Source organism: Neobacillus sp. KR4-4 (assembly GCF_042136325.1).
In the GTDB taxonomy this organism is placed as follows: Bacteria; Bacillota; Bacilli; order Bacillales; family Cytobacillaceae; genus Neobacillus.
Genome location: NZ_JBHHJU010000026.1, coordinates 49,735 through 63,648, shown reverse-complemented (window position 1 = coordinate 63,648; position 13,914 = coordinate 49,735). Strand labels below are relative to the sequence as shown.

Sequence of the window (13,914 nt, the reverse complement as noted above, 5' to 3'; positions counted from 1 at the left end):
ATGAGTCCACAGCAGCCACTGATCTCAATTATAACACCTTCATATAATGCAAGTTTATTTATCGAGCAGACAATCACTTCTGTAAGAAAGCAAACCTATCAAAACTGGGAAATGATTATTGTTGATGATTGTTCTACAGATAATACACCAGAAATATTAGAGCAAATTGAAAAAGAAGATGAAAGAATAAAGGTTATTTATTTAAATCAAAATGGCGGGGCAGCCGTTGCCCGAAACATAGCTTTGCAAAATGCAAAGGGCAGATATGTAGCATTTCTTGATAGTGATGATTGCTGGAAACCAGAAAAATTACAAAAACAGTATTCTTTCATGCAAACCAACTATTATGCTTTTACATTTACTGGTTACGAATTAATAACTAATGATGGAGTTCTATTGAACAAACAGATACCTGCCCCCGAGCAAATTACGTACAATGATATGTTAAAGAATACGATTATTGGATGTTTGACTGTCATGATTGATCGAAAGACGGTTGGCCATTTTCAGATGCCAAACATACGCACACGACAGGATTTAGCCACCTGGCTAGCCATATTAAAAAAGGGGTTCAATGCATACGGATTAAATGAAAATTTGGCCGAGTATCGGACTGGGAATCCTTCAATATCAAGGAATAAGTGGAAAGCAGCAAAAATGAATTGGTTTGTATATCGCAAGGTAGAAAAACTTAACGTCATCAAAGCTTTTTGGTGTTTTTCACATTATGCCTTTCATGCTCTACTAAAAAGAATTTAAAAAGGGATGGGACAAATGAAGAATATACATATCATTGTGGCAACAGGGGAGTGGGGGCAGGACCAGTTACGTTACCGAAGACATCGGCTTGCAGAATATCTTCAAAAACATTCAGATACAAAAGAGGTTATTTGGTTATGCCCGTCACCTACACAAAAAGAAAAGTCCTGCTCTAGATTGTCAAATGGAATAAAACAATGGACCATACAAGATTTATTGCCACATAAAGTGTTTCGGTTTGGACGATATATTGATGAATTTCATAGATCAAAACTTCACCCATTATTACAATATTTAAGAGAAGAACAGGAAAAGTATACAGTGAATTTATGGTATACCTTTCCAGGTTACCCAATCCTTTCTGACCTCTTTTCCTGGAATAAAGTCGTTTATGATTGCAGTGATTTATGGACTTCGCCTATCAGTGGGAAAAACTCCATCCTAGCTAATTCTAGAAAAAATATCATATCAAAAGCTGAAAATCGGATTATTCAAAGGGCAGATGTAATTACTTGCACCTCTGAGTATCTAAGTTCGAGAATAGTAGAAAATTTAGGTTCCGAAGAAAAGGTGTTCACCTTTGAAAATGGGGTAGAGTATGATTTATTTGCGAACAATCCAACACAAATGGAGAATATTCTACCTGCTCAATTTAATGGTACGGTTTTAGGATTTATCGGTGGCATTAAACCGAAACTGGATTTTGATTTGATAAAGGAGGCAGCACAAAAAAAACGAGAATGGCTTTTTCTGTTTGTAGGTCCAGATGGCACGAATGATCATCCAAAATTTAAAGATTTATTAACCGAGAGAAATGTTTTATGGACTGGAAGTGTCGAACCTTCAGAAGTACCAAAATATATGAACTTAATTGATATTGGTATTATGCCATACAAATCCTCTCAATATAATCAAGCTGTCTTTCCATTAAAGTTATTTGAGTTTTTAGCAGCGGGGAAGTCGGTACTTGGTTTGCATTTGCCCTCAACGAAAAAATATGCCGAGGAATCTGTCTATGCTTATTTAGATACCGATAGTACGAACCAATTCATCCAAGTATGTGAACAATTAGAAGGGACTATAAATGATGAAAATATGATTCATAAGCGTAAGACACTTGCTAAATCAAAAAATTGGAACGAAGTATTTGAGGACATGTTTAGATTGGTTTAAAACAAACCGAGATAGCGTCAATTTTTGGAGACCCATAAAGGGTTTCTTTTTTTTGATAGTTGTTTTTTGAGTGTGTAAATGATCACAGGTGTGGAATTTTTGATGAAGGAAATACTTGCGGATCAAAAAAGAATAGTAAATACTTAACCCAGTCAATGTCTATTTGATTTTGATTTAAAAAATGAGTAATAAAAAATCCGTATAAAAGCTGCCGAAATAAAAATCAGAAACAGAATATTAAGAAAATTATTCATACAACTACCTCCCCATTTGGAAATTACTTATAAAAATGAACCATTGTATTGGAATGGCTATAGTTACATTTTAACCAGTAAATACTAAGAAATAGTTGATTCGATGTTAACCTTTTGTAAAGTATTGTTATATTTATTTTATAGATATTGAGGCTTGTTTAGCACAGGTCCATATGAAAACTTTTACAATCTTGAACAAATATAAGGAAAATACATATATTTATAATATGTAGTAAGTCTCATAAAAAAAGACCGTGAGCTCAAGACACGGTCTAAAAAACAACTATAGTAGTTAATGATTAATCCAACCTCGTCAGCCAAAACAGGATGGATTTTTCTTTGTGGACATTTTTTTGCTCATCTGAATAACACCTTTCTATCTGTTATTAAAATCATTTTTTAGTTCTGAAGTGTGCCTCCAAATAGCCATGATACCCAATAATATAGAATTACCAAGGTAAACAAGGTAGCTGGCGGGATAACAACGAAGGTTATTTTCATATACTGCCACCAACTAATCATGACTTTTCCTTTCCTTACAATATGCATCCACATTAACGTGGCCAGAGTTCCCATTGGTAGTAATAATGATCCCATGTCACTTCCTATGACATTGGCAAGATAGGATATTTTTAAACTGAGCAGAGGTAGATCCATATTTGTTAATGTTAGTGTGCCGACCATTAACGCAGGATGATTATTAAATATGTTCGAAAGAACGGATAACAAGACACCCATTAGTACACTGGCATGAAGCAGGCTTCCAGAAACCATTGGATGCATGAAGTGGATGAGCCACTCTGTTAGACCAATATTATTTAAACCGTAAATGATCACATACATACTAAAAGCGAAAACGATGATATACCACGGCGTTTTCTTCACCATATCGGTGGGAGGTATTTTTAAATATGCCCATCTCCAACCTAAAAGGACAAAAGAGCCAAAAACTGCCATAAGCGAAACTGGAATAGACAGAAACGATGCGACAAAGAGGCTGACACGAACCGCAAAGACAAACAGTAGAACGTTTCTCATAAATCTCGATCGGTCTTTCTCAGAAGCATGTTTCAATGGACTTGGCTTAAGTGGATGATAAGAAGAGAGTGAAAGCCCAGTTACCTTAGTAGGGATCGTTTTTGGTAAGACCTTTTTGAAGCGAAGAAACAAAAGCCAGGTCAGTAGAAGTAAACCAAGTGTTGCAGGGACAAACATCATCGCCGTATGCAAGTACAAACTCATGTGGACGATTTTTAGGGCGATTAGATTGACAATATTACTTACGCCAATGGGCGCACTTGAAGCGGTCGCGATTAATGCACCTGAAAGCAAATACGGAATTTTTTGGTGGTTTTTTAAGCCCATATTGTTTAGCAGTATAACTAATATTGGTGTTGTGATTAAAATACTTCCGTCGTTATTAAAAAAGAGTGTCATTAAAAAACACAATAGATTGACATACCAGAATAATCGAATGCCAGACCCTTTTGCTTTTTCTGCAAGCTTTTCTGCCATCCAGTTAAAGAACCCAAAACTTTCTAAGACGATGGCCATTACTATTGTCGCCATTATGGTAATCGCGGCACCACTGATGGTTTCCGCTATTAGACCGAGGTCAGAGAATGTAACACTCCCACTTAAGATGACAACGATTGCACCAATCGTAGCAGGGATTGCTTCATTAATACCTCGGGGTCTCCAAAAAATAAATCCTAGGGTGAGTAAAAAAGAAGCTATCGTTAACCAAACCATTGAATAAATTTCTCCTTTCGGAAGCTAGTATTTCATGAAATCAATCATGAGCGACTTTACCTCCACGTTTTGCATCCGCATCTATCCCTCCATTCCATCTATCCCTCTTGTGACTTTGTACTGTATGTATATGTCTCCCGACTGAGACAGGCTTTAGGTTTGTACCTGTTTTTTCCGAATTTCCGCTTGAGTCTATAGTGGTTGAAGACAGAGAGAGCCCCCGAAAATACGGCGGCTCTCTTAACTAGTTTATGTTTACTAAATTTCTTCCAAATAAGTTAAAATAGATATTAAAAAGAGGTGTGTCATGGACTTATTTTCAAGAATAGCGGAAGATAAAATAAAAGAAGCAATAAAAAATGGGGAATTCGAAAATCTGCCTGGGATGGGCAAGCCGTTGGAACTTAAAGATGATCTGCCAGGGATGAGCGCAGAAATGAAAATGGGTTACCGAATGCTTAAGAATGCAGGATTCATTTCAGACCAAGTCGATTTACGAAAAGAATTGATTACCTTAAATGATCTCATTTCCGCCGCCACTGATGACGAAGAAATTAACAGTTTACAAGAAAAACTAACAAGGAAACAGTTGCAGTTTGAAAAAGTGATGGCACAAAGAAGGAAAAATTCGAATGGACGTTTCGGCAGTTATGCGGAGAAAATTTATGGAAAAATTAAATAAGTAGTTGTCTGGCTTCACTAAAAATGGAACAAAATAATTGCAAGAAGATAAAGGGTTTATTACTGGAGGTACATACGTCATGTCTACCATCAATAAGATTGCTGCAACATTATTGTCAGTCCTGTTTCTAATAGAAGGAATGGTACCGAATAGGATCAGTGCTGCTGAATCAGAGGTCCCCAATATTGTGGGGGTGTATGGAGTGGCCATTGATGCAGTGACAGGCGAAATTCTTTACAACAAAAATGCCCACTCAAAAGCATTTCCAGCAAGTATGACGAAAGTGCTAACGGCCATTATTTTAGATGAACAAATAAAAGATGGGACCTTATTAAGGGTTAGCTCACATGCGGCGAATCAAGAATGCCTCTGTTTGGGGCTTACAGCAGGGGAGATGATTTCTAAACAAGATGCGATGAAAGCTTTATTATTATTAAGTGCGAATGATGTCGCCGTTACAATTGCTGAGAACACAGCCGGAAGTGAAGAAGGATTTGCAGTTCTCATGAATCAGAGGGTCAAAACATGGGGCCTTAAAAATTCTCAGTTCGTTACATCAAATGGGCTTCATGACCCAAACTATTATACAACACCCTACGATATGGCCCTCATCACGAAAGAAGCGCTTAAACATCCTAATGTACTAAAGGTTATGACTACACGAAAAACAATGATTAAAACAAGCAAGAAAGAAAAGACAATCAGTAATCTATTTAAATTTCACAGGAGCCCAAACTCGATTACTGGTAAACCTGGGTTTACAAATGCGGCTCAACATACACTATTGGAATACTTAAAACAAGGAAATAAGGAAGTTATCTCGGTTGTCATGAAAACCGATAAACAGTCAAAATACATGGATATTCAAACCATGGCAAACTATTCATTTGCCCATATGAAGTCAGAAAATGAGTTTCCGGAAGGTAGGTAGTGAGGAGGGACCCATTCATTTGACCTCAAAAAATAGACCGCCTTGTCAGCGGTCTTACTGTTGTTCTTGGTCATCCCAATAATGTAAAGTATCGATTTTACCTGTCGGCTCACTTTTTAATACATTACCATCTTTGTCTTTATATACCTCGTACTCCTGGTACGTTTCTACGATATAGCCATCCACTTTTTCGATTTTCTCTAGTTTTTCCTCCAAAACTGGAACATCGCTGGAAGGCTCAACTTCTACAGGCTGTGCCATCACAGGTTGATCGGCTGAATAGGTAAAGTTTTTATTAATAAATGAGTACGGTGAATCAAGATACGCTGCAAAACCTAATGTGGCCAATAAGCAACAAATACTAATAAAGGTTTTTAATTTCATAAAATGGGCTCCTTTTTCACTTCATCCTCGTAACCCATTTTATGCGTGTCCTAAAAACATATGCATCTTGTTTAGTTTTGTATATTTGTTGATTTAACAGATGCAATCTGCGGTCGAAAAAGTAAAAATAGAATAAAAGCAGCAATGGAGATAATTGCACCAGAAATATACGGAAGCCCGATGGCCAATGAAAACAGCCAACCACCAAGTGGAGGACCAATAATTCGGCCAAGTGAGTCAAAGGAAGATAATAGGCCAGTTGAACTTCCGTGGCCAGCGCTTGACGTTTTCGTAATTAGAGAAGAAACACTTGGACGAATGACTCCATTCCCTAAACCAAATATAGTTAGAAAAAGAGCTGCAGTACCAAAACTATTCACCAATAAAATTAAAGCAAATCCAAGCGCAGAAACAATGATACCCGACTGGATAACCATCCTTTCCCCGTATTTCTTCGTCAATCTACCAACTAGACCACCCTGGACAATCGCACTCCCAAATCCCATGATCATAAAAATATAGCCAAGTTGAGTAGCATCTAAATCTGCCTTTTTCGCAGCAAAGTAAGCAAACGTTGCTTCCAAACCAGCCAGGGATAAAGAAATTAATAATTGCACTAGATACAGAACCGTTACAGCCCCACTAAACGCCTTCCAAAAAGAGGGTTGTTTTTTGGTACCTGCCTCTGTTCTCAGTTTTGATTCTTTTAGCAAAAGGAAAACAAGAATCAAGGTAATGAGAGAAGATCCACAAGCAAGATAAAAGGGCATGTTCAAGCTGAATTTTGAGAAAATACCACCAATTGCTGGACCGAAAACAAAGCCTAAGCCCGTTGCTGCACCAATAATCCCCATTCCTTTGCCGCGATTCTCTTCGGTGGTGATATCGGCAACGTATGCCATTGCGGTAGGCATATTAGCAGAGGAAAGAATACCGCCAATAATTCTTGCCGCGAATAACATCCAAAGCTCTGTTGACAATGCTTGAATTAGAAAGGAGAGACCAAGTCCAGCTATCCCAATCATCATCACTGGCTTTCGCCCAATTCGGTCGGAAACTTGCCCCCACATTGGAGCGAAAATAAGCTGCATGAGCGAATACACCGCCATAAGTAATCCTAGTTCGGTTGGATTCGCCCCAATTTCTTCGGCATAGAAAGGTAAAACTGGAATGATAATTCCAAATCCCACCATCACCAAAAACATAACTACAAATAAAATCGGTAAAGCGGACTTTGATTGCAAAGAATTTCACTCCTAGATGAAATTTAATTTCGTTGATAATACATACTTTCTTCCTATCAATAGGATAATGGAAATGTTGATAGAAAAACAAGTCTCATGCATCAATTATTTCCTTGGGTGGAAATAGTATGCAATACTTTAATTATCACTTGTTTAGCTAAAAGATAGCTATAATTAAGCAAATTGCTAGCAATTGATATCAGAGTGATAAAAACCACAAAAAAACACCATTCCATAAGGGAAACGGTGTTTTTTGCTGAATCTAGTTCCAGTGCCCTCGGCGAGTGGGCTTCGCTAGATTATTTAACAGCTTTTCTCGTACTTTCTGATGCAAAGTCAGCGATTATGACGAGAATCATATAACAAAGAAGTAACAAGGTAATCTCTGTATATTGGAAATAGCTCATTGCCAACTTAAACTCCATACCAAGACCACCCGCACCAACAAAACCAACCACAATGGTTGTCCTCATGATGACTTCCCAGCGATAAAGAATATAAGTGAGAAATCGTGGTAATACCGTGGGCAGGATACCGTATAAGAAAATCTGGATTTTCGATGCACCTGTAGATGCTAAATTCCTTATTGGACGCGGGTCCATATCCTCAATCACCTCTGCCCAAAGCTTACCGAGAATCCCAAAGTTGTGGAGTGCAAGAGCGATTGCCCCAGGCAGTATACCGGGTTTAAAAATAAAGATAATCATCATTGCCCAAACTAACTCAGGAACAGAACGAGAAAAGATATAGGTGATGCGAACTATTCCATAAAGAATCCAGTTATACCACTTCTTTGAAGAAGTTAACCCCCCATTAGCTATATTTCTAGCTGCAGGAATCACTGTAAAAAAAGCAGCGATGGTCGCAAATCCAATTGCCATAATACTCATTTCCAATGTTTCAAGCGTGAGTTTCAAAGCAGCGGCCCAACTATCAGCTTTGAAGAAAGCAGGGGTGGCATCATTTAATCCGATCAGACCACCGAAAAATTTTTTTGCATATTCAATATTCTTATCAGATAATAATTCAAAAAATTGAGCATTCTCAGCGACCGTGATAAATCCCCATGAACAAACTACTAAAAGCAAGGTGAAAAGAAGAGAAAGCCAGCCAGGACTGAATCCCTTTCGGCGTTTCCGTTCTGTTAACCCCTTACGGACAAAATTACTCCAAACATCTACCAATATAACAAGAACAATTAGAAAAAAAACATATGACCAGACTTGATCGTATTTCAAATCAGCCAATGATAATTGAATTTGGTAGCCTAGACCGCCAAGTCCAACAAAACTCATAATGGCAGAAGACCGAATGGCACATTCAAAGCGGTACATCGTATAACTGATCATGTCGGCCCAAACCAAAGGAAAATAGCCGTAGGTGAGTAGTTGCAGTTTGGATGCTCCTGCTGATTTTAAGGCCATAATTGGCTGATCAGGCACATCATTTAACATGTCCGCAAAAATTCTGCCAAGTATCCCTCCGTATGGAATCGCAAGGGCAAATATGGCTGCATAAGGGGAAAGACCTACGGCAGCAACGAAAAGCCAGGCCCATATTAACTCATGAATCGAACGCGTGAAGCCTAATATTCCCCTAAAAAATACTTTAGACGTTAACCGAGCAACCCTGCTTGAGGTTAATGTTCCAGAGGCAAGAACACCGACTATTAGTGCATAAATAATGGCAAGTGACATGCCGGCAACAGCATAGGCTAGCGTTATCCAGGCTGATTCAAGCCCCTTCATTAATACCTCAGCAGACAGGTCCGGTTGAATGAGTCCTTCAAATATTTGCAACAATGTCGGTATTCCACCTGCATGGAATAGATCGGCATTCCATTGAATTGAAAACAAGCTCCAAACGAATACGGCCGTCAAAAGTAACGTGAGAAGGAGGCGATTATACATACCGAAGACTGATTTACGTCCCAACATCTCACCCTTGCTCCTTTAACCGATAAAGATCTCTTAACAAATCATCTGTTACTTTTTCTGTCGGTAAATCAAAAAGAATTTCCCCATTTTTAAGGGCGATGATTCTTGTAAAATATTTACGAGCATATTCGACGGAATGTATACTTGTGATTAATGTTTGTTTTTGCTCTGAAACGATTTTAATGAGCATGGCTAAAACATCTTCCGCACGCGCCGGATCAAGGGAGGCTACAGGCTCGTCCGCTAAAACCACTTCAGGTTTTTGGACCATTAATCTTGCCATTGCGACACGCTGCTGTTCGCCTCCAGATAAAGTGGACGTGATTTCATGGATTTTATCAGAAAGACCAACTCGATCCAGTGCTTTCAAAGCAACTTCTTTTTCTTGGGGAACAAGTAATGAGAAGAGGGATTTGATAACGCCCCATTCCGCTAATCGTCCCGCCAGGACATTATGAATGACGGCAATGGACCCAATAAGATCAAACTGTTGCCGAATGACGCCAACTTTTTTAGCAAAAATTTTGCCTTTTTTATAGGCTGATATTGGATGGCTATCGATTATTAGTTCCCCGTTTTGGATTGGCACGAGTCCGGCTATGGAATTTAATAATGTAGTTTTTCCCGCGCCGCTTGGTCCAATTAAGGCAACCATTTCCCCTTGCTCAATAGAAAAAGAAAGGGAAGATAAAGCTATCTTCCCCTCAAAATGTTTCGATATATTTTTTGCTTCAATCATTGTTTTTGAAGACATTCTACGACACCTACTACTTAATAATCTGTAACTCTTTTGCTACCTTTTCAATCTTTTTGTAATTATCATTATTTGTTTCGACAAAACTCTCCGTTTGGAATAAATCCGCAATTTCCTTTTGGTCTCCCGTAATGGATAGAAGGGCATCTTTAACTTTTTGCTTAGTTCCTTTACCAAAGACTTCTTCGACATTACTATTGATAGTCCAGTTATAGTCATAGTAAGCAGGGGTGGTATAGAATACTTTTACTTTTTTCGTATCCACTTTACCTTCTTTTACCGCTGCTTCCCAAACGGCCTCATTGAGTGCGCCCGCCTTAAAGGCACCGGATTCAATTAACTTATAGGTTGTATCATGTGAACCGGAGAAGTTGGGCTTGCCATCAAAATCGGTATTGGCATCTATTCCAGCTTCAGTTAGGAAGTATCTTGGCATTAAATGGCCGGAAGTTGAGCTTTCACTGCCAAATGTGAATGATTTCCCTTTTAAGTCTTCCAGCTTTGTGATATTTTCAGATGATTGGGTAATAAAGACCGAATGGAACTTAGCGTCCCGTGGTCGTTGCACAATTGATTCTGCTTCAGGAACAAGGTTTCTAGCTTGTACACTTGTTAAGCCGCCAAACCAAGCCATATGAATTTCACCACGTTGGAAACCAGTTACTAATGCTGCATAATCCACAGACGGTACAAATTCAACTTTCATACCAGTTTTTTCACTAAGATATTTTGCAACAGCGGTCATCCCTTTATCTAAATCTGCAGCATTCTGGTCAGGAATGGCTCCAATTTTAAAAATTTCATTATTAGTCTCTTCTTTTTTTCCTTCACTCGTTTTTTCATCACTTTGCCCACAAGCAGCTAATGAAATTACTAGCATAACAAGAATAAGAGCAGAAAGCCATTTTTTCACATTAATTCCACCTTAGTTTTTAAATAGTTTCTCTGTACTTTTAGAATTATACTTAAATGATTTTTGATTATAAATTCATTAAATCGATTTAAATAATATTTATTAATCGATATTATAGATAACAAAACATATTTATCTATAGATGGCAGGCATTCCAAACTTCCTCCAATTTTTACGATGAATAATATTCCATAAAACAAGGGCAAAATAAAAGAAAAAGGAATTAGATATGATTGGATTACTAATTGCCATTATTTCATTTAATTATTTTGCTTTTAAGAAAAATAAACTTCTAAATGGTAATCAAATTGTCCATATATGGACTTTTACGGTCGCTTTCCAAGTATTGTTCGATGTGATGGTTGAATTCAAATACCATGGATACTGGTATTTTGATAAAGAAATTGATTGGGAAGGATTGCTTCCACATATATTTTTAGTGCCCGCTGTTAATATGATTTTTTTAAATTACTTTCCATTTAAATCAAAAATCATTAAGAAAATATTTTATATTATCATTTTTATCATTCTGATTTTGATTTATGAAGCCATCACATTGCTGCCAGCTCCGTGGGGTTTCTTTCATTATGGATGGTGGAAGTTATGGCACGCAGCCATTCTTGACCCAATTTTACTGATCATACTATTAGGTTTTTATAAGTGGATATGTAAGTTAGAAATGAGTTCCTGTAAAGCTCCAAAAATACAAGAATGAATAGATATTGAGCTGCATACGCGCTCTTTTCTTTTTGCCGTAATTATTTAGTTAGATGCTTAAACACATGAATACCCTTGTCCATATAATAGTAAAAAAGAGGGGAAGGGGTGAATCGTTTGGCAATCAATGAAAAGGGAATATCAATCGGTACCATTTCTGGTGGGATTGTAAACTTTGGTGGAGCGGTTTGTATTAGTCCAATCACAATCACATCGGATAATACAGGTTCTGGAAGTGATAATACAAAAACAAATATAACTTCAAGGTCTAGAGTAAGCTCCACTACAAAAAGAAACATAACAGACCTGTTAGAAATGATTAAGGCGATGCTTTGAATGGCATCGCCTTTTTGATAACATTTCCTGAAATAAAAAAGAAAGGACGTTACCTTTTAGTATCGTCCTTTTACATTATTTTTTATTATTATGAGGCAATTTGATTATTTACTTCATTTACTTGCTTCATTTGCTTTGTTGACTTTGTTACGTTTAAAACAATGTTTAAAAAGATTGCAGTTAGACTTCCTGTGACAATGCCGCTGCTGGTAAGGATTTTAACACTCTCAGGCAGGTGGGCAAACATATCCGGTACGGCCGTTACGCCCATTCCCATCCCAACTGAACAAGCTATGATTAGGAGATTTTCTTGTGAAGCAAAATCTACGTTACCAAGCATTTTTATTCCATAAGCAATGACCATTCCAAACATAGCCACCATTGCACCACCAAGTACAGGTGTTGGAATAACTGTAGTAAAGGCTGCAATTTTCGGAATAAACCCAAGAAAAACTAACATGCCGCCCATTGTATAAATGACGTTATTGCTTTTAACACCTGAAAGCTGGACAAGTCCTACGTTTTGGGAATAGGTTGTGTATGGGAATGCATTAAATATCGCACCAATAATACTTGCTAGACCTTCCGCACGATAACCTCTAGATAAATCCTTCTCTGTTAATTTTTTTCCAGTGATGTCACTTAAAGCGAAATAAACTCCTGTTGATTCTACCATACTCACAATTGCAACGAGTGTCATCGTAATGATCGGAGTCCATTCAAAGGTAGGGGTCCCAAAATAAAATGGTTTTACCATGTGGAACCATGATGCATCAGCAACAGCTGAAAAGTTTACTTTCCCCATAATAGATGCGACTACCGTACCGCCCATTAATCCTAGTAAAATAGAAATGGAGCGAATAAAACCTTTTGTAAAACGGTAAAGCAAAATAATAAATAGCAACGTTCCGAAAGCTAAGCCGATATTTGAAAGGCTGCCAAAATCCGGGCTCCCTTGTCCGCCAGCGATGTTATTCATTGCGACAGGGATCAATGTAATCCCAATAATAGTAACAACCGAACCAGTAACAACAGGTGGGAAGAACTTAATTAACTTCCCAAAGAATTGAGAAATAACAATGACTATTAGTCCAGAAATGAGAATGGAACCATAAATGGCAGAAATGCCAAACTGTCCGCCAATGGCAATCATCGGTCCAACGGCAGTAAAGGTACAGCCAAGTACAATTGGTAAACCGATTCCGAAAAAGCGATTCTTCCAAACTTGTAGTATTGTTGCAATTCCGCACATTAAGATGTCGATGGATACCAAGTAAGTTAATTGTTCCCCCGAAAATTTAAGAGCCCCTCCAACGATTAGTGGAACAATTACCGCTCCTGCGTACATCGCTAACACATGCTGAATGCCTAAAGAGGCAATTTTAAATGGATGTTGTTTCATTAGATTAATTCCTCCACATTTTCATTGATAAATGTTACTTCTCCGTTTGATAGGGAAGCAATTCTTGCTAAGGATTCAACCCTTAAACCCATGTCCTTCAATTTTTGTGCACCGTGTTGAAATGATTTCTCGATGACAATGCCAATTCCAGCAACGTTTGCACCGCTTTGTTGAACGATTTTTACTAAACCAAGAGCAGCTTCACCATTAGCTAAGAAATCATCAATGATAAGTACTCGATCACTTTCATTCATGTATTTATTGGAAACCGAAATCTCGTTTGTTTCATTTTTGGTAAATGAATAGACAGACGCCGTAAGTAAGTCATCGACCAGTGTCAATGATTTTCTCTTTCGGGCAAATAGAACTGGAACGTTCAAATATAAACCGGCCATCACGGCAGGGGCAATGCCTGAGGATTCAATCGTTACAATCTTAGTAATGCCTTCCTCTGCAAATAATCTCGCAAATTCTTTCCCAATCTCAAGCATTAACTGCGGGTCGATTTGATGGTTTAAAAATGAATCGACCTTTAACACCTGGTCGGATAAAACCTTTCCGTCAGAACTAATTTTGTCTTCTAGTAATCTCATGATTGAAAACTCCCCTTTAAAATAATAAAAGCCCAAAGGTCAATACCTCACAACAAAATAATTGAGTGAGATAATGACCTTTG

General features: G+C 37.8%; 14 protein-coding genes. 6 read left to right on the top strand and 8 right to left on the bottom strand.

Annotated elements, in window-relative coordinates; all coding sequences use genetic code 11:
• Both tuaG and tuaH read left to right on the top strand, forming a co-directional pair.
• Complete coding sequence (gene tuaG, locus ACE198_RS21695) at positions 1-759, top strand: teichuronic acid biosynthesis protein TuaG (RefSeq protein WP_375377003.1); 759 nt, start codon at positions 1-3, stop codon at positions 757-759.
• 15 nt (positions 760-774) lie between these two features.
• Entirely contained in the window at positions 775-1,932 is a 1,158-nt protein-coding gene (gene tuaH, locus ACE198_RS21690) for a teichuronic acid biosynthesis protein TuaH (RefSeq protein ID WP_375377002.1), read from the top strand.
• A gap of 653 nt (positions 1,933-2,585) precedes the next feature.
• Here the strand turns inward: tuaH and ACE198_RS21685 are convergent.
• The gene (locus ACE198_RS21685) at positions 2,586-3,938 is read right to left on the bottom strand and encodes an arsenic transporter (RefSeq protein ID WP_098576431.1); all 1,353 of its coding nucleotides are present in this window, start codon (positions 3,936-3,938) and stop codon (positions 2,586-2,588) included.
• Positions 3,939-4,245: 307 nt separating this feature from the next.
• On the opposite strand from ACE198_RS21685, the gene ACE198_RS21680 reads away from it, so the two are divergent.
• Complete coding sequence (locus ACE198_RS21680) at positions 4,246-4,620, top strand: DnaJ family domain-containing protein (protein WP_375377001.1); 375 nt, start codon at positions 4,246-4,248, stop codon at positions 4,618-4,620.
• A 79-nt stretch (positions 4,621-4,699) separates the two neighbouring features.
• Positions 4,700-5,551: a D-alanyl-D-alanine carboxypeptidase family protein gene (locus tag ACE198_RS21675; RefSeq protein ID WP_375377000.1), complete on the top strand. Its 852-nt coding sequence runs from the start codon at positions 4,700-4,702 to the stop codon at positions 5,549-5,551.
• A 54-nt stretch (positions 5,552-5,605) separates the two neighbouring features.
• On the opposite strand, the gene ACE198_RS21670 is transcribed toward ACE198_RS21675, so the two are convergent.
• From ACE198_RS21670 to ACE198_RS21650, 5 genes are all read right to left on the bottom strand, one after another.
• Positions 5,606-5,935 (bottom strand): hypothetical protein, encoded by a 330-nt coding sequence (locus tag ACE198_RS21670; RefSeq protein WP_098576434.1) that lies wholly within the window; start codon positions 5,933-5,935, stop codon positions 5,606-5,608.
• A 71-nt stretch (positions 5,936-6,006) separates the two neighbouring features.
• Positions 6,007-7,179: an MFS transporter gene (locus ACE198_RS21665; protein ID WP_375376999.1), complete on the bottom strand. Its 1,173-nt coding sequence runs from the start codon at positions 7,177-7,179 to the stop codon at positions 6,007-6,009.
• 299 nt (positions 7,180-7,478) lie between these two features.
• Positions 7,479-9,116, bottom strand: coding sequence for a PhnE/PtxC family ABC transporter permease (locus tag ACE198_RS21660; protein ID WP_375376998.1), 1,638 nt, complete (start codon positions 9,114-9,116; stop codon positions 7,479-7,481).
• Position 9,117: 1 nt separating this feature from the next.
• Positions 9,118-9,870: a phosphonate ABC transporter ATP-binding protein gene (locus tag ACE198_RS21655; RefSeq protein WP_375376997.1), complete on the bottom strand. Its 753-nt coding sequence runs from the start codon at positions 9,868-9,870 to the stop codon at positions 9,118-9,120.
• 13 nt (positions 9,871-9,883) lie between these two features.
• A complete protein-coding gene (locus ACE198_RS21650) occupies positions 9,884-10,783 on the bottom strand; it encodes a putative selenate ABC transporter substrate-binding protein (RefSeq protein WP_375376996.1) in 900 nt (299 codons plus the stop codon).
• A 229-nt stretch (positions 10,784-11,012) separates the two neighbouring features.
• Between ACE198_RS21650 and ACE198_RS21645 the strand changes: the two genes are divergently transcribed.
• Together ACE198_RS21645 and ACE198_RS21640 are read left to right on the top strand one after the other, a co-directional pair.
• On the top strand, positions 11,013-11,498 hold the full coding sequence (locus ACE198_RS21645) for a hypothetical protein (RefSeq protein ID WP_375376995.1): 486 nt from the start codon (positions 11,013-11,015) through the stop codon (positions 11,496-11,498).
• Positions 11,499-11,608: 110 nt separating this feature from the next.
• Complete coding sequence (locus ACE198_RS21640) at positions 11,609-11,836, top strand: spore germination protein (protein WP_375376994.1); 228 nt, start codon at positions 11,609-11,611, stop codon at positions 11,834-11,836.
• An 88-nt stretch (positions 11,837-11,924) separates the two neighbouring features.
• Here the strand turns inward: ACE198_RS21640 and ACE198_RS21635 are convergent, their stop codons facing one another.
• Positions 11,925-13,238, bottom strand: a complete 1,314-nt coding sequence (locus ACE198_RS21635; RefSeq protein WP_251459797.1) for a nucleobase:cation symporter-2 family protein — start codon at positions 13,236-13,238, stop codon at positions 11,925-11,927.
• Positions 13,238-13,831 carry a xanthine phosphoribosyltransferase gene (locus ACE198_RS21630; protein WP_098576442.1) on the bottom strand — a complete coding sequence of 198 codons (594 nt, stop codon included), beginning with the start codon at positions 13,829-13,831 and terminating at the stop codon, positions 13,238-13,240. The genes ACE198_RS21635 and ACE198_RS21630 overlap by 1 nt, the downstream gene beginning before the upstream one ends.
• Positions 13,832-13,914: the final 83 nt, after the last annotated feature.